At 74.1% G+C, this 19593-nt stretch carries 16 protein-coding genes; 10 read left to right on the plus strand and 6 right to left on the minus strand.

Features of this window, described 5'->3' with window-relative positions:
- The first annotated feature begins 79 nt into the window (after positions 1-79).
- Positions 80-379, plus strand: coding sequence for a helix-turn-helix domain-containing protein (locus tag ACYVDO_RS16435; protein ID WP_460937860.1), 300 nt, complete (start codon positions 80-82; stop codon positions 377-379).
- Positions 380-401: 22 nt separating this feature from the next.
- A complete protein-coding gene (locus tag ACYVDO_RS16440; protein WP_460937862.1) occupies positions 402-989 on the plus strand; it encodes a GrpB family protein in 588 nt (195 codons plus the stop codon).
- Positions 990-1062: 73 nt separating this feature from the next.
- Here the strand turns inward: ACYVDO_RS16440 and ACYVDO_RS16445 are convergent, their stop codons facing one another.
- The 3 genes from ACYVDO_RS16445 to ACYVDO_RS16455 all read right to left on the minus strand — a co-directional run bounded on the left by ACYVDO_RS16445 (position 1063) and on the right by ACYVDO_RS16455 (position 7434).
- Entirely contained in the window at positions 1063-1929 is an 867-nt protein-coding gene (locus ACYVDO_RS16445; protein WP_460937864.1) for a DNA-formamidopyrimidine glycosylase family protein, read from the minus strand.
- A gap of 11 nt (positions 1930-1940) precedes the next feature.
- Entirely contained in the window at positions 1941-6839 is a 4899-nt protein-coding gene (locus ACYVDO_RS16450; protein ID WP_460937866.1) for an ATP-dependent helicase, read from the minus strand.
- 130 nt (positions 6840-6969) lie between these two features.
- On the minus strand, positions 6970-7434 hold the full coding sequence (locus ACYVDO_RS16455) for a phage tail protein (RefSeq protein WP_460937868.1): 465 nt from the start codon (positions 7432-7434) through the stop codon (positions 6970-6972).
- A gap of 206 nt (positions 7435-7640) precedes the next feature.
- Between ACYVDO_RS16455 and ACYVDO_RS16460 the strand changes: the two genes are divergently transcribed.
- The 3 genes from ACYVDO_RS16460 (at position 7641) to ACYVDO_RS16470 (ending at position 10178) form a co-directional block, all read left to right on the plus strand.
- Complete coding sequence (locus ACYVDO_RS16460) at positions 7641-8522, plus strand: ABC transporter ATP-binding protein (protein WP_460937870.1); 882 nt, start codon at positions 7641-7643, stop codon at positions 8520-8522.
- Complete coding sequence (locus ACYVDO_RS16465) at positions 8519-9280, plus strand: ABC transporter permease (RefSeq protein WP_460937872.1); 762 nt, start codon at positions 8519-8521, stop codon at positions 9278-9280. Before ACYVDO_RS16460 ends, ACYVDO_RS16465 begins: the two co-directional genes overlap by 4 nt.
- Before the next feature lie 76 nt (positions 9281-9356).
- Complete coding sequence (locus ACYVDO_RS16470) at positions 9357-10178, plus strand: MerR family transcriptional regulator (protein WP_460937874.1); 822 nt, start codon at positions 9357-9359, stop codon at positions 10176-10178.
- Positions 10179-10215: 37 nt separating this feature from the next.
- Here ACYVDO_RS16470 and ACYVDO_RS16475 read toward each other — a convergent pair whose 3' ends face one another.
- Entirely contained in the window at positions 10216-10968 is a 753-nt protein-coding gene (locus ACYVDO_RS16475) for a hypothetical protein (protein ID WP_460937876.1), read from the minus strand.
- A gap of 114 nt (positions 10969-11082) precedes the next feature.
- Between ACYVDO_RS16475 and ACYVDO_RS16480 the strand changes: the two genes are divergently transcribed.
- The 3 genes from ACYVDO_RS16480 (at position 11083) to ACYVDO_RS16490 (ending at position 15168) form a co-directional block, all read left to right on the plus strand.
- Entirely contained in the window at positions 11083-12225 is a 1143-nt protein-coding gene (locus ACYVDO_RS16480; RefSeq protein WP_460937878.1) for a DNA glycosylase AlkZ-like family protein, read from the plus strand.
- 102 nt (positions 12226-12327) lie between these two features.
- Positions 12328-12987: a DUF1345 domain-containing protein gene (locus ACYVDO_RS16485; RefSeq protein ID WP_460937880.1), complete on the plus strand. Its 660-nt coding sequence runs from the start codon at positions 12328-12330 to the stop codon at positions 12985-12987.
- 141 nt (positions 12988-13128) lie between these two features.
- Positions 13129-15168, plus strand: a complete 2040-nt coding sequence (locus tag ACYVDO_RS16490; RefSeq protein WP_460937882.1) for a serine hydrolase domain-containing protein — start codon at positions 13129-13131, stop codon at positions 15166-15168.
- An 85-nt stretch (positions 15169-15253) separates the two neighbouring features.
- Here ACYVDO_RS16490 and ACYVDO_RS16495 read toward each other — a convergent pair whose 3' ends face one another.
- On the minus strand, positions 15254-16798 hold the full coding sequence (locus ACYVDO_RS16495; RefSeq protein ID WP_460937884.1) for a phospholipase D family protein: 1545 nt from the start codon (positions 16796-16798) through the stop codon (positions 15254-15256).
- Positions 16799-16884: 86 nt separating this feature from the next.
- Entirely contained in the window at positions 16885-17874 is a 990-nt protein-coding gene (locus ACYVDO_RS16500) for an aldo/keto reductase (RefSeq protein ID WP_460937886.1), read from the minus strand.
- Between the two features lie 160 nt (positions 17875-18034).
- Here ACYVDO_RS16500 and ACYVDO_RS16505 point away from each other — a divergent pair, with 160 nt between their 5' ends.
- Positions 18035-18502: a nuclear transport factor 2 family protein gene (locus tag ACYVDO_RS16505; protein WP_460937888.1), complete on the plus strand. Its 468-nt coding sequence runs from the start codon at positions 18035-18037 to the stop codon at positions 18500-18502.
- A gap of 160 nt (positions 18503-18662) precedes the next feature.
- Positions 18663-19577, plus strand: coding sequence for a polysaccharide deacetylase family protein (locus ACYVDO_RS16510; RefSeq protein WP_460937890.1), 915 nt, complete (start codon positions 18663-18665; stop codon positions 19575-19577).
- Positions 19578-19593 lie beyond the last annotated feature (16 nt).

Below are 19593 nucleotides of genomic sequence, written 5' to 3' on the forward strand. Positions count from 1 at the left end.
TCCCGCGCGCGCCGCGGGCAGCCCACGGGGTAACGTGGGACTCCACAGCACCACCGCACGACCACCGAAGGAGGCGCCCATGATCCTGCTCCGTCGCGAGCTCGGGGACGTCCTCCGTGAGCAGCGCCAGTCCCAGGGGCGCACGCTGCGTGAGGTGTCGGCTGCCGCATCGGTGTCGTTGGGTTACCTCAGCGAGGTCGAACGCGGCGAGAAGGAGGCCTCCTCCGAGCTGCTGGCCTCCATCTGCGGAGCCCTGCGGCTGCCGCTGTCCGAGGTGCTCAGCTCGGTCTCCGAGCGGGTCGCGGAGACCGAGGCGCTCAGTGCGCCGCTCGCCCTGCCGCTGCCGTCGGCGCAGGTCGTCTCCGCCTCCGCCGCCTGACCCGCTGCTCCGGGAGCTCCCGGTGGCCGACGACGGACCCCCGCCCCCTGCGGCGATCGTCGGGGAGGTGCGGCCGTATGCCGTGGCCGTGGTCGTCGAGGACCACGACCCTGCCTGGCCGGGCCTCTTCGAGCAGGAGCGCCTCGCAATCCGTGCTGCTCTGGGCCCTGCCGCCCTGACCGTGGAGCACGTCGGGTCGACCTCGGTGCCGGGACTGCCGGCGAAGCCGGTCATCGACGTCCTCCTGCTGGTCCCCGACTCGGCGGACGAGCCGGCGTACGTGCCCGCGCTCGAGGCCGCCGGGTACACCCTGCGCATCCGTGAGCCCGACTGGCTCGAGCACCGCGTCCTCTACCGCCGGGTGGAGGACGGCAGCGCGCACAACGTGAACGTGCACGTCTTCTCACCGGGGCGGGCCGACGCCGAGGTGGCGCGGATGCGGATGTTCCGCGACCGGCTCCGCACGCACCCGCAGGACCGGCAGCTGTATGCCACGACCAAGCGCGAGCTGGCCACCCGCCGGTGGCGGTACGTGCAGGACTACGCAAACGCCAAGTCCGAGGTGGTCGAGGCCATCCTCGCCAGGGCAGGGGCGCCGCCCGCTTCGTGAGCCGGCGCCACCCGCTCCGTGAGCCGGCGCGGCCGGCGCGGCGCGGTGGCGGACCCACCGGACCCGGGCCGGGTCAGGTCCTGCGGTACGGGTTCGCCCGGCCGCCCGAGGAGCCCATGGGCCGCTGCGGGCGGCGGTCGTCCGTGGGCCCGAAGCCCTCTTGGCAGGTGGGGCAGTAGAACATCGTCCGCTCCCGGGTCGGGGGGCCGGTCATCGCCACCCTGACCGTGCCACCGCAGCGGCGGCACGGACGGCCGGAGCGGGCGTGGACGAAGTGCTCGTCCCCACGGCGCCGTGACCCGGTGCTCGACTGCACCGCGTGCAGCCTGGACACGTCGAGGAGGCGGAAGATCCGCTCGACGAGCGAGGTCAGGCGGTCGCGTGGCACCTCCGACGCGGCAGTCCAGGGGTTGAGCCGCTCGAGGAACAGCGACTCCGAGGCCCAGAGGGTGCCGACACCAGCGAGGTTGCGCTGGTCGAGCAGCGCGCTGCCGATGGGTTGCGGGTCGGCTGCCAGGTTCGCGACGGCGCGCTCGGGGTCCCAGTCCGGGCCGAGCACGTCCGGGCCCAGGTGCCCGACCACGTCGCCCTCTCGCGCCGTGGGCACCACCTCGAGCATCCCGAGCCGCAGGCCGAGCGCCGCCCACCGGGACGTCCCCAGGGCCGCGCGGAGGTCGGCCCGGCGCAGCCAGCGCGAGGCCGCGTCGGCGTGCTCGACCCGCCACTGGCCCTCCATCCGCAGGTGCGAGTGGACCGTGACGCCGGTGTCGAGCCGGTGCAGCACGTGCTTGCCGCGGCTGACCACCTCGGTCGTGGTGGCCCCGGCGAGGTCGACCGTCGCGATCTCGGGGAAGCGCAGGTCGCACAGCACCAGGACCTCACCGGCCAGTGCCTGGTGCAGCCGGTGCGCGGTCCGCCACACGGTGTCGCCCTCGGGCACGGCCGGCCCCCTCAGCGCCGCAGCCGCAGCCCGCGCGGGGTCGCGTGGAACCCGGCGTTGGCCAGCGCCTGCACGAGGGGGTGCTCGGAGCCGAGCAACAGACCGCCGTCGGCCTTCTCGACCGTGAGCCGGCCCAGGGCGCCTTCGCGGACGGCGAGGGCGAGCGCGTCGGCCGCCGCTTGGAGCCGGGACTCGTCGTCGGTCCAGGACAGCAGGGTCTTGCCGCCTCGCTCGACGTAGAGCACCAGGTCGCCGTCGACCAGGACGACGAGCGAGCCCGCCTTGCGCCCCGGCTGGTGCCCCCGCCTGCCGCCCACGCTGCCGTCGGCACCCGCGCCGGACCCGCCGCTCGTCGCTCCGGAGCCGCTGCCGGTCGCCCCCGCCGAGTTCCCGGCCGGGGACTCGCCGTCCGGCCCGCCGTGGCCGGCGCGGTCAGGCCAGGGCAGCGCGGCGCCCCACGCGTTGGCCGGGTCGGTCGCGGCGAGCACGACAGCGGCCCGGCTCGCGGTGTCGGGGTCGTCGCCGGCCTGCCGGGCACCGGCCCGGAGCCGGTCGACCGCGCCGGTGGTGGAGAACTGCGCGGCGCCCAGCGTCTCGACGAAGTAGCCCCGGCGCACGCGGCCGGACTCCTCCGCGGCGGCGAGCACGCGGTAGACCCCGGCGAACCCGCCCGGGACGTCCTCGGCCACGACGGATCCCCGGGTGACGACGCCGTACCGGTCGAGCAGCACCTCCGCCGTGGCGTACGCGCGGACGGTGGCGTCGGCCTCGACCTCGGGCAGCAGGGACCAGCGACCGGCCCCGGTCGGGGGCCCGCCGCGGGTCGGCAGAGGGGGCCGACCCAGCGACCGACCGCCCGACAGGGTCCCGAGCGCACCCCGGCGACCGGCATACCGGGTGGTCCGCGGAGCCGACGTGGTGCGGCGGTGGGCGGTGCGGCCGCCGCTGAGCAGCGCCCGCACGGGCGCGAGCGTGTCGCCGGTGACGTGGCCGGACCAGACGAGCGACCACAGGTCGGTGAGCAGCTGCTGGTCGTCGGTGCTGCCCGCCGCGTCGGACAGGGTGCGGAAGAAATAGGCACCCCCGCCGGACAGCGCGTCGAGGACGACTCGCTCGCCGTCGGTCAGCTCGCGGTCCTCGGGGGGCGCGAGGGTCAGGTGCGCGGTGTCGGCCAGGTGGAGCGAGACCCAGCCGTCGTCGCCGGGCAGCGACCCGTGGCCGCGCCAGAGCACCTCGCCGCTCGACGTCAGCTCGTCGAGCAGGGCGGGGGAGTAGCCGACGACCCGGGCGGGCAGCACCAGCGTCTCGAGCGCGCTGGCGGGCAGGACCGCCCCGGCGAGCTGCTCGATCGCCCGGACCAGGCCCTCGCGCCCACGCAGGCCGCCGCCGACGCCCTGCCACGACGGCAGGAACCGGGCGAGCTCGACGGCGTCGACCGGCTCGACCTCGGCGCGCAGCGCGGCCAGCGAGCGGCGGCGCAGCATCCGCAGCACCTCGGCGTCGCAGTAGTCCATGCCGTGCCGCCCGCCGCCGTTCTCGACCGGCAGCAGCTCTCCCTCGACCAGCCGGCCGGCCGACACCAGCCGGCGCAGGGCGTCGAGGGCCACGGCCGGACCGATGCCCCACCACGCTGCGACGTCGGCGGCGGGGAAGGGTCCGTGCGTGCGGGCGTACCGGGCCACGAGGTCACCGAGGGGGTCGGGCACGGGCTCGAGGAAGGCCTGCGGCACGCCGACGGGGAGCGAGGCGCCGAGGGCGTCGCGCAGCCGGCCGGCGTCCTCGATGGCGGCCCAGCGCTCCTCGCCGGCGACCCGGACCCGGATGACGCGTCGGGCACCCTCGAGGTCGACCAGCCACGTGCCGATCTCGGTGTGCGACAGGCCTTCTCGGGACCGCTGCTGGATCGCGGCCAACGGCAGCGGGCCGAGGACGCGGAGCAGGTCGGCGACGTCCTCGGCGTCACGGCAGGCCCGCTCGGGCACCAGTCGCTGGAGCTCGGACTCGGTGCGGCTCACCTGCTCGGGGTCGAGCAGGTCACGCAGCGACAGCCCCTCACCGCGGCCGAGCAGCTCGGCGAGCAGGGAGGGGTCGAGGGCGAGGGCGGCGGCCCGCTTCTCGGCCAGGGGGGAGTCGCCCTCGTAGAGGAACTGGGCGACGTACCCGAACATCAGCGACCGGGCGAACGGCGACGGCTGGCGCGACTCGACGTCGACCATCGTGACCTCGCGCGAGGCCACCGAGCGCATGAGGGCCTCCAGCCCGGGCACGTCGAACACGTCCTGCACGCACTCGCGCACGGTCTCCAGGACGATCGGGAACGACGCGTACTGTGAGGCCACCTCGAGCAGCTGGGCCGCCCGCTGCCGCTGCTGCCACAGCGGCTGCCGGCGGTCGGGCCGGCGGCGGGGGAGCAGCAGCGCCCTCGACGCACACTCGCGGAACCGCGCCGCGAACAGGGCCGAGCCCCCGATCTCGGCCGTCACGAGGTCGTGGACGTCCTGCGGGTCGAGCGTGACGAGCTCGAGCAGCTCGGCGCCGATGCCGCGGGACCGTCCCGACCGGCCGGGGCCGCCGTCCGCCGGCTCGTCCTCGAACTCGAGGTCGGGCAGCCGGAACACGATGCCGTCGTCGCCGTGCATCGCCTGGACGTCGACCCCGAAACGCTCGCGCATCCGGGCCGAGACGCACAGGGCCCACGGAGCGTGCACCTGGCCGCCGAACGGGCTGTGCACCGCCACCCGCCAGTCGCCGATCTCGTCGCGGAAGCGCTCGACGACGATGGTGCGGTCGTCGGGCACGTGGCGGGTGGCCTCCCTCTGCTCCGCGAGGTAGGCGAGCAGGTTGTCGGCCGCCCACTCGTCGAGGCCGGCCTTCTCCACCCGAGCGCGCGCCTTGGCGGGTGAGAGCCCCACCACCTCGCGGACGAACGCGCCGACGGCCCTGCCCAGCTCGGCGGGACGGCCCTGCTGGTCGCCCTTCCAGAACGGCAGCTTGCCGGGCAGCCCCGGGGCGGGCGTGACCAGGACGCGGTCGTGGGTGATGTCCTCGATCCGCCACGTGGAGGTGCCGAGGGTGAAGACGTCGCCGACCCGCGACTCGTAGACCATCTCCTCGTCGAGCTCGCCGACCCGCCGGCCGGCGCCCTCGGCGGACGCGAGGAACACGGCATACAGGCCGCGGTCGGGGATGGTGCCGCCGGAGGTGACGGCGAGGCGCTGGGCACCCGGGCGCCCGGTGAGGGTGCCGGTGACGCGGTCCCAGACGATGCGCGGGCGCAGCTCGGCGAACTCGTCGCTGGGGTAGCGCCCCGACAGCATGTCGAGCACCGACTCGAGGATCGACCGCGGCAGGCCGGCGAACGGCGTGGCCCGCCGGACGACCTTCTCGAGGTCGTCGACGGTCCACTCGTCGAGCGCGCACATCGCCACGACCTGCTGGGCCAGGACGTCGACCGGGTTGGCGGGGATGCGCAGCGACTCGATCGCGCCGGCGCGCATCCGCTCGACGACGACGGCCGTCTGCACCAGGTCGCCGCGGAACTTCGGGAACAACACGCCCCGGGAGACCGCGCCGACCTGGTGCCCCGCGCGCCCGACCCGCTGGAGGCCGGAGGCGACGGACGGCGGCGACTCGACCTGCACCACGAGGTCGACCGCCCCCATGTCGATGCCGAGCTCGAGGCTCGAGGTGGCGACCACCGCGGGCAGCCGCCCGGCCTTGAGGTCCTCCTCGATGAGCTGGCGGTGCTCCTTGCTCACCGAGCCGTGGTGGGCTCGGGCGAGCACCGGGGGAGCCCCGGCGGACGTGCCCGCCTGCGCCATGAGCTGGGCCGGCGTGCGCGGGGCGCCGGTATGCCGCGTGGCCGCCGCGCCGCGGCTGTCGCCCCCGGCCGCTGCCCCAGCTCCGGTCGCTGGGTCACCGCCGGTGGCAGCGTCACTCCCACCGGCCTTCTCGCGCAGCTCGGCCATGGTCTCGAGCCGGTCCTCCCAGATCTCGTTGAGCCGGGAGGTGAGCCGCTCGGCCAGCCGGCGGGAGTTGGCGAAGACCAGGGTCGAGCGGTGCGAGGAGACGAGGTCGACGATCCGCTCCTCGACGTGCGGCCAGATCGAGGCCCGGCGCTCCGCCCCGGCCGCCGGTCCGGACAGGTCGTCCTCGATGACCTCGCCGAGCTGGCTCATGTCGGGGATGGGGACGACGACGTCGAGCTCCCACTCCTTGGTGGACTCCGGACGGACAACCTCGACCGGGCGGCCACCGGCGAGGTAGCGGGCCACCTCCTCGACCGGCTCGACCGTCGCGGAGAGGCCGATCCGCTGCGCGGGGCGCTCGAGCAGGGCGTCGAGCCGCTCGAGCGACAGCGCCAGGTGCGCGCCCCGCTTGGTGCCGGCGACAGCGTGGACCTCGTCGAGGATGACCGTCTCGACGCCGGCCAGGGCGTCGCGGGCCTGGGAGGTGAGGATGAGGAAGAGCGACTCCGGCGTCGTGATCAGGACGTCGGTGGGCGTGCGGGCGAAGGCGCGCCGCTCGTTCGCAGGGGTGTCGCCCGAGCGCACGGAGACCGTGATGTCGGGCGGCGTGAGCCCGAGCCGGGTGGCGGCGTGGCCGATGCCGACGAGCGGGGAGCGCAGGTTGCGCTCGACGTCGACGGCCAGCGCCTTCATCGGCGAGACGTAGAGGACGCGGCAGCGCCGGATCTTCTCCTGCGGCTTCGGCTCGCTCGCGAGCCGGTCGAGGGCCCAGAGGAAGGCCGAGAGCGTCTTGCCCGAGCCGGTGGGCGCGACGACGAGGGCGTGCTGGCCGGAGCTGATCGCGTCCCAGGCGCCGGCCTGGGCCCGGGTGGGCTCGCTGAACGAACCCGTGAACCACGCGCGGGTGGCCGGGGAGAACCGGTCGAGGACGTCTGCTGCCATCAGGCAGACAGCCTCTCACCCGCCGCTGACAGCCGCCCGGCTCGCACTGCTGCCCGGCTCGCACCGCTGCCCGGCTCGCACCGCTGCCCGGCTCGACCGCTCCCCAGCTCGCAGCGCGCCCGTCACCGCCTCAGTACGTGCCCTTGACGACGAAGAAGGACCCACGGATGGTGCCGGCCAGCTTGGACTTCTGCCGGGCGAACTTGAACCGGCTCGCGAGCTCCTCGGGCACCTCCATGCCGTCCGACAGCTTGAACCCGACGGCGCGCTTCCCCTCGTCGGCCAGCGTGTACAACACGTTGACGGCCAGGCCGTCCTCGTAGAAGACGTAGGCCCAGCGGATGCCGTCGACCTCGAACTCGGTCGCCTCGAGCGGCCGGGCGGCGATGACCAGGTCGCGCTCCTTGAGCAGGATGCCGTGGACCCAGTCGACGACGTCGGCGGCCTCCCCGGCGGGCTCGACGGTGAACGTGTGGTCGTACTTGTTCCGGAAGTAGCGGGCCTCGTTGGCCCGCAGGCCGGCGAGGGCCTGGGCCACGGGCGAGGTCTCCAGCCCGGTGGTGGAGACGGTCTCGAAGTCGACGGTGTACGACATGGTTCCTCCTGGTTCTGGCGGACACGGTGGCCCGGTGGCGTGCCCGCTGTCGTGCACATCGTGCACCCGTGGGCCTTCTCCCTCCTGACGTCCGGGGCGTCGTCCATGTGACCGAGGGGCCCGACGTGCACCGGCGAGGGCCGTGCGAGAAACCCCGGCGATTCCGGCTTGACCTTGACCCTGCGTCAGGCCTGCACGCTTGCCGCATGACCACCACACCAGCACCCGCACCAGCGCGTGGCAACGGCACCCGCCCGGCCATCGAGATCGTCGGGCTCACGAAGTCCTACGGCGACCAGGCGGTCCTGACGGGCCTGGACCTCAGTGTCCCGGCCGGCTCGATCCAGGCGCTGCTCGGCTCGAACGGCGCCGGCAAGACCACCGCCGTGCGGATCCTCTCGACCCTGCTGCGGGCCGACGGCGGCACCGCCTCGGTCCACGGGCACGACGTCTCCACCCAGCCCGCGAAGGTCCGCGAGTCGATCAGCCTCACCGGTCAGTTCGCCGCCATCGACGAGGTCCTCACCGGGCGCGAGAACCTCGTCCTCGTCGCGCAGCTGCGCCGCGAGCGCGACCCCGGACGCGTGGCCGACGAGCTGCTCGCCCGTTTCGACCTCAGCGAGGCGGGTGGGCGCCGCGCTGCCACCTACTCCGGCGGTATGCGGCGCCGGCTCGACATCGCGATGAGCCTCATCGGCGACCCGGCGGTCCTGTTCCTCGACGAGCCGACGACGGGGCTCGACCCCCAGTCGCGGCTCGAGGTCTGGGCCACGATCCGCGAGCTCTCGGGCCGCGGCACGACGATCCTGCTCACCACCCAGTACCTCGACGAGGCCGAGCAGCTCGCCGACCGGATCGCGGTCCTGCACGAGGGGCGGATCATCGCCGACGGCACCCTCGCCGAGCTCAAGGCCCTGCTGCCGCCGGTCGAGGTCGAGTACGTCGAGAAGCAGCCCTCGCTCGAGGACGTCTTCCTCGCCATCGTCGGCCACGACCGGGGCCCGCAGCGGCCAGCAAGGGACCGGGCCACGGCCGGGCGCGCGTCCGACGACGCCGCCCACGACCTCACCACGAAGGACGCCCGATGACCGACTTCCTCCACGACACCACGGTCCTGACGAAGCGCTCGCTGCGCCACATCCTGCGCAGCCCCGACACCATCGTCACCACCGCGGTGACCCCGATCGCCATGCTCCTGCTGTTCGTCTACGTCTTCGGCAGCGCGATCGACATCGGCGGCTCCGGCAGCTACGTCGACTACCTGCTGCCCGGCATCCTGCTCATCACGGTGGCGTCGGGCATCGCCTACACGGCCTTCCGGCTGTTCACCGACGTCTCGGGCGGCATCTTCGAGCGGTTCCAGTCGATGCCCATCACGAGGTCGGCCGTCCTCTGGAGCCATGTCCTCACCTCGCTCCTCGCGAACCTGACCTCGTTGGTCCTCGTCGTGGCAGTGGCGCTCGTCATGGGATTCCGTTCAGGGGCAGGCATCCTCGCGTGGCTGGCCGTCCTCGGAATCCTCGTGCTCTTCACCCTCGCGCTCACCTGGCTCGCGGTCATCCCTGGGCTCACCGCGAAGACCGTCGACGGGGTCAGCGGCTTCTCCTACCCGCTGATCTTCCTGCCGTTCCTCAGCTCGGCGTTCGTCCCGACCGCGGGGATGCCCGGGCCGGTGCGGTGGTTCGCCGAGCACCAGCCGGTCACCTCGATCGTCGACACCATCCGGGCCCTGTATGCCGGGCAGCCGGTCGGGAGCGACGGCTGGGTCGCGCTCGGGTGGTGCGTGGGCCTGCTCCTGGTCGCCTGGGCGCTCGCGATGCGCACCTACCGCACGAAGGTCGCGTGACCCGGCATACCACACACGGTGCCGGCCGCCCGCCCGGGTGGGCGGCGCCGCGGAACCCAGTGGGGAGAATAGGGCCATGCTGACCATCAGCGAGCTCGCGGCGTATGCCGGGGTGACGGTGCGCGCGGTGCGGCACTACCACGCCAAGGGGCTGCTGCCCGAGCCCGAGCGCGACGCCTCCGGCTACCGGCGCTACGACGCCACGTCGGTCGTGGAGCTGGTTAGGATCCGCGTGCTGGCGGATGCCGGCGTCCCGTTGTCGCGGGTGCGCGAGCTCCTGGCGGCCGGGGACGAGGAGTTCGCGGCGGCGGTCGAGGAGATCGACCGCAGGCTGCGGGCGGAGATCCGCGAGCGGCAGCGGCACCGCGAGCGGATCGCGCGGCTGGCCGCCGGTGACAGCCTTGCGCTGCCGCCCGAGGCGGTGGCCTACCTCGAGCGGCTCCGCGGGCTCGAGGTCCCGGAGGAGGTGGTCGAGGCCGAGCGGGACGCCTGGATCCTGGTGGCGGCCCAGCTGCCGGAGCGGATGCCGTTCTACATGCAGGTCAAGCAGGCCCAGCTCGACGACGCCGGCACCCGGGACCTCTACCGGGAGCTGGCCGACGTCGCCCGCTGGCCGGCCGACGACCCCCGGCTGGTGAGGGTGGCCGACCGGCTCATCACCCAGTTCGAGGCGGTCCCCGCGGACGGGTGGGACGACGAGCCCCTGCCCGACGACCTCGCGGCCCTGCTCGACGGGGTGTTCCTGACCTCGGTCCCGGGAGCGCAGCGGATCCTCGACCGGTTCGAGGAGCGAGGCTGGACCGGCTGGACCAACATCCGCCGCGTCGAGCCCAGCGGGCGGCGGGCCGGGGGCGCGGCTGACGGGGCCGGCGGGCGGCGGGCCGAGCCCCGCCGCTGAGGGGGCCGCCGGCGACCATGCCCGCCGGCTTACGAGGTCAGTGCTCGCCGCCCTCGCCGGGACCGAACGGACGGTCGCCGAAACCCTGGGACGCCCAGCTGGTGTCGGCGTGGACCAGCACGACGGCCAGCGCGGCGGCGCCGACGACCATGACGAGGAAGTACAGGCCCCGCGCCCACCGGCCGGGCACCGACCGGTCGCGCCCGGGGCCCCGCAGCAGCGTCGTCCGCAGGGCCGGCACGATCCGCCCGAGCAGGTGCAGCCCGACGGCGCCCGCCCAGACGGCGAAGAAGCCCTGGTGGAGGGTCACCCAGCTCACGCGGAAGCCGAGGAGGCTGACGAGGTCCTGCTGCGCCTGCGTCTGGCCCAGCAGGATCAGCAGCACGCCGGTCGCGAGCAGGCCCAGGGTGGACACGACGACGAGGGGACCGAGGAGGCGCATGAGCAGCGGCGGGGGACCGGCCTGCTGGTAGGGGGTGCGTCCGACGTAGTAGCTGAGCATGCGCCAGCCGGTGCTCGCGGTCTTCAGGACGGCCGGGGGGATCAGGAGAGCGCCGAGCGCGACGTGCCAAGAGATCAGGCCGCGCACGTCGAAGAGGGTCAGCAGCTCGGCCACGGAGAGCCCGAGCAGGACGAGCGCCGTCCACGCGGTCAGCAGCGCGTTGCCGGCCGGACCGCCCGTGGCGGGGAGCACCGGGTTCTCCCGGGTGTCCTGGCCGGTCGCCTCCGCGAGGGTGTCGGCGACCGCCCGCTGGAGGGCACCCCACGACTCCTCCGTGACGAATCGCACGAGGTCAGCCTGCCAGTCCTCGCTGTGTCGCGCCTGTGGTTCGGATCGCGACGTGCCCCGCGGCTCCTGCCGATGGGGACGCGGAACGTCCGGGACCCGTGACAGCCTGCCGTCATGGGTGCGACGACCGGGAGCAGGACGACTGAGGCCACGGCCACGTGGGCGCAGGCGCTGGGATGGCGCCTGCAGCGGCACCTGCTCGACCCCGTGGGCTCCGAGCCGGTGGCCGAGGTGGTCCGCCGGCTGGGCGCGGTGCCGTCGATGGATGAGTCCCTTGCCGAGCTCGCCGTCCGGACCCGCCGCACCACGTCGGCACCGGGCGAGCTCGCCGCGGCGCTCGTGGAGGGGACCGTGGTCAAGGCCTTCGCCTTCCGCGGAGCGGTGCACTACCTGTCGGCACGGGACGGGGGCGCGTACCTCGCCCTCCGCGCAGCGGGCCGCCAGTGGGAGCTCCCGAGCTGGGTCGAGCACTACCGGCTGGCTGCTGCGGACTGGCCCGGCTTCAGGACGGCGGTCCGGGAGGCGCTCGCCGAGGGACCCCTGACCGTCGCGGAGCTGGGGGCGGCGGTGACGCGGCACACGGCATACCGGCACCTCCGGCCGGTCTTCGACGAGGGTGCCGGCACCCTCGTCAAGCCGCTCACGTGGCAGGGGGACATGGGGTTCGGGCCGCCGCGCGAGGGGAAGGCGACCTTCCAGCGACTCGACGCGAGCCCGCACTGGCGCGGCATACCGGAGCTCGACGTGGCGGGGCCGCACGCCGTCTCGAGCTACCTGCGCACCTACGGGCCCGCGACCGCCGACCAGGTCCACTACTGGCTCGGCAACGGCCTCAGCGCGGGACGTCGTCGCCTCGACGGGTGGATGGCGGCGCTCGGGGACCGGCTGGTCGCGGTGGACGTGGAGGGCACCCGCGCCCTCGTCCTGCGCGAGGACGTCGAACCGCTCCTGGCCGCCCGCCCCTCGGCGGCGGTGCGCTTCCTCCCCGGTCACGACCAGTGGGTCATGGGGCCCGGCACCAAGGACGTCGACGTCACCCCGGCTGCGCGCCGCGAACCGGTGACCCGCAAGGCGAACCCGGTCGTCGTGGGTGGAGTGGTGTGCGGGACCTGGCGGCGCACGGGCGGGGAGCTGGTGGTCACGTGGATGGACGAGCGGCCGCCACCCGTCCCCGGCCTCGAGGACGAGGTGGCGAGGCTGGCCGCGATCGTCGGCAGCGACCTGCGACTCGTCCCGGGGGGACGCGGGCGCGGATGACATCTGGCACGGGTCGGTGGCCGCGGCCCCGTTGTAGGTTGCGCGCATGCGCCTCGACGCCCCGCCGGCCTGCACCCGTCCCCACCGCCCCAGGCGTCACGCGTGACGACGCCGCCGAGGCGAGGGATCCGCGGCGCCGGGGCTCGCACCCGGCTCGTCACCGCGGTGCTCGTCGGCGCGGTCGTCGGCGTCGGGACGGCCGCGACCCCGGCCGGCTGGCAGCTGGGGATGCTGGTCGGGTGGATGGCTGGTTCCGCCCTCTACCTGGCCTGGATGTGGGCCACGATCTGGCCGTTGGCGGGCGCCGCGACCCGGGAGCACGCGTTGCGCGAGGACCCCGGCCAGGCGACGGTCGACGTCGCGGTCCTCACTGCGGCGGTCGCGAGCCTGGGTGCGGTCGGCCTGTTCCTCGGGACGGGTTCCTCGGGCAGCGGGTCGGCGAAGGTGGTCGAGGCCGTCCTCACCGTGGTGAGCGTGGCGCTGGCGTGGGCGATGGTGCACACGCTGTTCACCGTGCGCTACGCGCGGATGTACTACGCGCACTCGCGGCACGGCATCGACTTCAACCAGGAGGAGGACCCGCGCTACAGCGACTTCGCCTACCTCGCCTTCACGGTGGGCATGACCTTCCAGATCTCCGACACCGACATCAGCCGCCAGGACATCCGGGCCACGATCCTGCGCCACATGCTGCTGTCGTACCTGCTCGGTGCGGTGGTCATCGGCGTCACGGTGAACCTCGTCGCCGGGCTGGCGAAGTAGCGGTTCGAACGCCCGGGAGTGGGACGTTGGGCTCTGGCGAGGCAGGCTCGCGCGGCGCGACGGTGACGTCGAGCCGGGACGCGCGCGAGGCGCAGTCGGAGCGCAGCCCGTCTCGCGGGGGGACGGGCGAGGGAGGTTGCCATGCCCACCCGCACAGGGGTCAGGTCCGTCCTGGCGACGGTCGCGGCCGCCGCCCTCGCCGCCTTCGCCACGCTCGCCGGGGTCTCGGTCGGCGGTGCCACCGCGGCAGGTTCCCGGGGTCCTTCTGCGAGCGGCGTCGCGGCCGTCATCGAGGCCTACCGGACGAGGATCCCGCAGCTCATGGCCGAGCAGCACGTGCCCGGGCTCGCGGTGGCCCTCGTCGACCGCGATCGCGTGCTGTGGCAGCAGGGCTTCGGCTCCACCGACACGGACGGGCGGACGCCGATCACCCCCGACACCGTCTTCAGCGTCCAGTCGATGTCCAAGACGTTCACCACGACGGCCGTCCTCGAGGCGGTGCAGGCGGGGCGGCTGGACCTCGACGCGCCCGTCACGACCTACCTGCCGGGGTTCACCGTCCACAGCGCCTTCGAACAGCACCCCGAACGGCGGATCACCGTGCGGATGCTGCTGGACTGCACCGCCGGGTTCACCCACGACCCACCCCTCGGCAACAACTACACCGCCACCGTGGGCACCTTCGACGCCCACGTCCGGAGCATCTCCGACACCTGGCTGCGGTTCCCCGTGGGGACCGGGTTCGCCTACTCCAACGAGGGTTTCGACCTCGCCGGCTACCTCCTCGAGAGGGTCTACGGCACGAGGTTCCCGCTCGTCATGCACGACCTGGTCCTGGCGCCGTTGGGCATGGACCACAGCTCCTTCGACCGGGCGACGGTGCACGCCATCACCGACCGCGCCGTCGGGCACAAGCCGGATGCGGTGCCCCCACGCGTCGACAGCCCGATGACGGGCGCCGGCGGGCTCTGGACCAGCGCCGCCGACCTGGCCAGGTTCCTGCGGTTCCAGCTCGGGAACGGCACCGTCGACGGCCGCACCGTCCTCGATGCGTCCCTGGTGCGGCGGATGCGCACGGTGCCGGCAACCGCGCCGAGCACCACCGCCGGCTATGCCCTGGGGATAGCCAGGACCCGCTGGCAGGCCGCCCAGTACCTCGACCTCCTCACCCACGGCGGTGGCGGGGAGGGGTTCCTCTCGGACCTGTGGTTCGCCCCGCAGGTGGGCCTGGGGATCGCGGTGCTCACCAACTCCAGCGACAACACCCTGCAGGGGTCCCTGGCGATGGGGATCATGAACGACCTCGTGGTCGCACCGGACAGCCCGTATGCCGCGCGGCTGCGCAGCCTGCCGACGCAGGCTGCCGTCCTCCCGGACGGCGGCGACTTCGTGCCGCCCGCCGACCTGGGCCGGCGGATCCATGCGCTCGCCCTGCCGGCGTCGGCGCAGCAGACCGCGCGCTGGGCGGCATACCCGGAGTTCTACCGCGCCGGCGAGCTGGGTGCCATGGACCCGACGAAGCCGGCCTCACGGTTCCATGTCGAGGCCGGTGTGCCCTACTTCGAGGCAGGGGAGGACGGGGCGCTGGTGAGGAACCGGCTGACGGAGGTCGAGCCGGGCGTGTTCCTCGCCGACGACGGCGAGACCCTCGACCTGCGCGCGGCGACGCGGACCTGGCACGGCCTGGAGCTGCACGCGGTCACCAACGGTCCCGTGGCGTGGCAGTGGGCCCTGCTCGCCGTGACCGGCCTGGTCGCCATGGGGTGGCTGCTCGTCGCAGCCGTCGGGTCGGTCGGGGGGCGCAGGCGGGGAGCGCCGGTGTCGGCGCCGGCGGCCCCAGGCGCCCCGGGCCACCGTGGAGGTCGGCGCCTCACCGGTGCCGTCGCGGTCGTCGGGGCGCTCGCCGCCCTCGCGTCAGTGGCTGCGATCGTGGTGGTCCCGGGGCTGGTGGACGTCGGCTTCCTCGGGTGGGCGGCCGTCGCACTCCCGCTGCGCCTGGCGTTCCACCTCCCCCTGGCGGTGGCGCTCCTCACCGTGGCGCTCGCAGCACTCGTGGCCCTCGGTGCGCGCCGGGGCTGGTGGGGCACCCGGGTCCGCGTCCGGGACGTCGTGCTGGTCGCCGGGCTGGCGGCCCTGTCCGTGCAGCTGGGGGCCTGGCACCTGGTCGCCTGGGGCTTCTGAGCGCCCTCGCTCCTCGCGCGCGTCCGACCCTCCACAGCCCCCGCCAGAGTCACATCGCTCGGCGGAGTCACATCCCTCGGCGGTGTCACATCCCTCGGCGGAGCCGCATCGACAGCGGCCGGCCGTCGGGGTCGTAGACGTAGCGGTAGGCGACCTCTGCCCAGGCGCAGGTGCGCGGGCCCAGGTGCGGGTCGTGCACGGGACTCACCTGGCCCGGCGGCCGGTCGCCCGCACGCCCCGAGCGGTGCCAGCCCTCGAGGGCACGGGCCCGGTCGGCGAAGGCGTCGAAGACCTCGTCGAGCCCGGGGGCAGGGTCGTCGGGGCCGAGGCCGAGGTGCTCGCGCACCAGCTCGTCCCGCAGGCCCCGCGCATACTCCTCGTGCACGACGGCCGCCGACACCTCCGAGTCGTGGGTCCACGAGCGCCGGTTGAAGTTGTCCGAGCCGACGCTGGCCCACGCGTCGTCCACGACGCACACCTTGGCGTGGACGTACACCGGCGTGCCCTCGGCATTCTCGATGCCGTAGCAGGCGACGCGTCCCGGCGCGACGTCCCGGAGGTGCCGGATCACCCGGTCGCGGCCGACGAGGTTGGGAGGCATCGAGACCCGGCCGTCCTGGTCCGGCCGGTGCGGCAGGACCGCCACCAGGCGCAGGATCGGGTTGCGGCGCAACGCATCTGCCAGGACCGTGGCCACCTGCGGCGACCAGAGGTACTGGTCCTCGAGGTAGACCAGCCGGCGCGCCCGCCGCATCGCCTTGGCGACTCCGCGGGCCACGCTGCGCTCGCCCTTCGGGGCGAAGGGGTAGCCGCCGGCCCGCCGGGGGTAGGTGCGCAGCAGCTGGACGGGGTGCGGTCCCGTCGGCTCCGGGTCGGGAAGCTGGGGCGGCAGCGGCGTCGGCTGCATGCGGTCGTGGTGCAGTGCGTCATCGGCCCAGCGCAGCGGCGAGCGGCTGGTCCGCTGCGGGTCCTCCCAGCGCTCCCGGAAGACGGTCTCGACGTCGCCCACGACCGGACCGGTCAGGCACAGCTGGACGTCGTGCCAGGGCGGGCGCGGGCCGTATGCCGCGGCCATCGGCTGGCGTTGCGGGTCACCGCCGTGGGCGGCGTCGTCCCTGCGGCTGTGGCACAGGTCGATCCCACCGAGGAACGCCGCGTCGCGCTCGGGCCGCCCCGGGTGCCGCAGGACGACGAACTTCTGGTGGTGCGAGCCGCCCGTGCGCACCCGCATGTCGAGCAGGCACTGGCCGCCGGCGGCGTTCACGTCCTGCTGCAGGGTGCGATTCTCCGCGCTGGAGAAGGCGAGCCGGTCCCAGTGCGACCGCCACACGAGCCCGCGGACGTCCACGCCACGCCGGGCAGCGCGCGCGAAGACGGCCGCGACCTCGCTGCCGGCCTCGCCGGTGAGGCGCTCGTCCGGGTCGCCGCGCCAGTCGACGAACAGGAGGAGGTCGCCCTCGACCATGGCGTCCACCCGGTCGACCAGCTCGGCGAAGTACGTGGCCCCGTGCACGAGCGGCCGGACCAGGTTGCCCTCGGTCCAGCCGGTGGCCGGGTGGTGCCGGGTGTCCAGCCGGGTCGCGGGGTTGCCGCGTTCGGCCGGGCTGAGGAACCACTCGGCGAGATCCACGCTGGGATCGTAGCCAGCCGGCGGCGGCCCTGCCCGGGACGAAAGGACGAGGTCGGGGCCGGTCGCCATCGGTGAGCGCGCCAGGCTCAGGAGCGGTCGATCATGGCCTGCATGGCGGCGGGGTAGCGATCGCCCTGCACGTCGGCGGTGTCGGAGGCGCGGGTCAGCTCCGCGAGGTCGTCCTCGCCCAGCTCGAGGTCGGCCGCCGCGAGGTTCTCGTCGAGGCGCTCGAGCCGGCGGGTGCCCGGGATGGGCACGATCCACGGCCGACGGGAGAGGAGCCAGGCGAGCGCCACCTGCCCGGGAGTGGCGCCGACCCGGTCGGCGACCGCCGTCACCCTGTCGACGAGGGCCAGGTTGTGGTCGAGCGCCACACCGCTGAACCGGGGCAGGGTGGCCCGGATGTCGCCCTCGCCGAACGTCGAGCCGCGGGTGACCTGCCCGGTGAGCAGCCCGCGGCCGAGCGGGCTGAACGGCACGAACCCGATGCCGAGCTCCTCCAGCGCGGGCAGCACCGACTCCTCGGGTTCGCGCCAGAAGAGCGAGTACTCGCTCTGCAGTGCGGTCACGGGCTGCACCGCGTGGGCTCGTCGGATCGTGGTCGGGCCGGCCTCGGACAGCCCGAAGTGACGGACCTTGCCGGCGTCGATGAGCTCCTTGACCGTGCCGGCGACGTCCTCGATGGGCACGTCGGGGTCGACGCGGTGCTGGTAGAGCAGGTCGATGACGTCGGTCCGCAGGCGGCGGAGCGACCCGTCCACGGCCGCGCGGATGTGCTCGGGCCGACTGTCGACGCCGCTCTGGGTGCCGTTCTCGTCGAAGGCGAAACCGAACTTCGTGGCGATCACGACCGAGTCGCGCACGGGCTCCAGCGCCTCGCCGACCACCTCCTCGTTGTCGTAGGGGCCGTAGACCTCGGCGGTGTCGAAGAACGTGACGCCGTGGTCCACGGCCGAGCGCAGGAAGTCGACCATGGCGGGCCGCTCGGGGGAGGGCCCGAAGCTCTGGCTGATCCCCATGCAGCCGAGGCCGATGGCAGAGACGGTGAGCTGGTTGCCGAGCGTCCTCGCGGACATGGGCGTTCCTCCTGGTCGGGCGGGCGGTCTGGGTCCGGGACGGGTGGACCGGCCTTCCAGCACACTACGACCGCGTGCGCACGGGGGCACTGCCGCGGCCCTGGGGTGGATGATGAGGGTCCCGGACGCAGAGGATCTCGACGCAGAGAAAGGTGGACCGATGACCGAGGGCCGCCCGCCGTACCCGCCCTTCGACGAGGAGAGCGCACGCCAGAAGGTCCAGGCTGCGGAGGACGCCTGGAACACGCGCGACCCGCGCCGGGTCAGCCTCGCGTACACACCCGACTCGGTGTGGCGCAACCGCGACACCTTCGTCACGGGCCGCGAGGACATCGTCGCCTTCCTCACCGCGAAGTGGGAACGCGAGCTGGACTACGCCCTGCGCAAGAGCCTGTGGAGCTTCAGCGGCAACAGGATCGCCGTCCGCTTCCAGTACGAGTGCCACGACGCAGCCGGCCAGTGGTACCGCAGCTACGGCAACGAGCTGTGGGAGTTCGACGACAACGGGCTCATGCGCCGGCGGGAGGCGTCGATCAACGACCTGCGCATCTCCGAGGACGAGCGCCGGATCTTCGGACCGCGCACGGACGCCGAGCGGACGGAGACCTTCGACCTGCCACTCGAGTAGGGCAGCCCCGTCGCGGGCGACAGGCGGAGTGCGACATCGACTCATCCGAACGGACGGTTCATCACGGCGCGGGCGTGTCTTGAGGTCGCTCCCAGCCACCCTTGTCATCGTGGGATCGCGGTCCGTCCTGACCGTCGCCGTCCCACGGAATCGAGGCCCGATGACTTCTCGGATCGGCCGGCGACTGCTGCTCGCCGGCGGCGCCGCCGGCGTGGCCGCGACCGTCGTCCGGGCACTCGAGGAGCGGGAGGCATCGGTGGTGCCGACGTCCTCGCCCCCCGCCGGTGGGCAGCCGGCGGCGGCTGAGGTGGCGCACCCGCGCCAGACCGCCAGGGCAGCGGCAGCACGTCCCTCGGCTCCGCAGCTCAGCCGCCCCGGACGCGCGACCGAGGTGCGCCGGTATGCCGGGATGTCGCCCCGCGCGTGGGGGATGGACCTCCCGGGGATCACGAGTGACCTTGCCCCGGCGCGCTCGGTGGCGTTGACGTTCGACGCGTGCGGTGGGCCGCACGGCAGCGGGTACGACGCGCGTCTGGTCGACCTGCTGCGGCGCCACCGCGTGCCCGCGACGTTCTTCCTCAACGCCCGGTGGGTCCGCGCCAACCGCGCTGTGGCGGCCGAGCTGGCGAGCGACCCCCTGTTCGAGGTCGGGAGCCACGGCGTCCGCCACGTGCCGCTCTCCGTCACCGGACGCGCGGCATACGGGATCCGCGGGACTGCCGACGTGGGGGAGGTGTGGGACGAGGTGAGCGGCGGCGTCGACGCGGTCGAGGCGGTCACCGGCCGTACCCCGCGGTGGTTCCGCTCCGGCACGGCGCACTACGACGACGTCGCGCTGCGGGTGGTGCGCGACCTGGGGGCGGAGGTCGCCGGCTTCGACGTCAACGGCGACGCGGGGGCGACGTTCTCACCCGCGCAGGTGGCCTCCCAGCTGGCAACCGCGCGCCCGGGCTCGGTGGTGATCTCGCACGTCAACCACCCGCGCGGCGGGACTGCCGCCGGGTACGAGCGCGGGCTGCCGCTCCTGCTCGACCGCGGACTGGTGTTCCGGCGGCTGTCGGAGCCGGCGGGCTGACCGCACGCCGTCTCAC

The sequence above is a fragment of the Phycicoccus ginsengisoli genome, assembly GCF_054779295.1.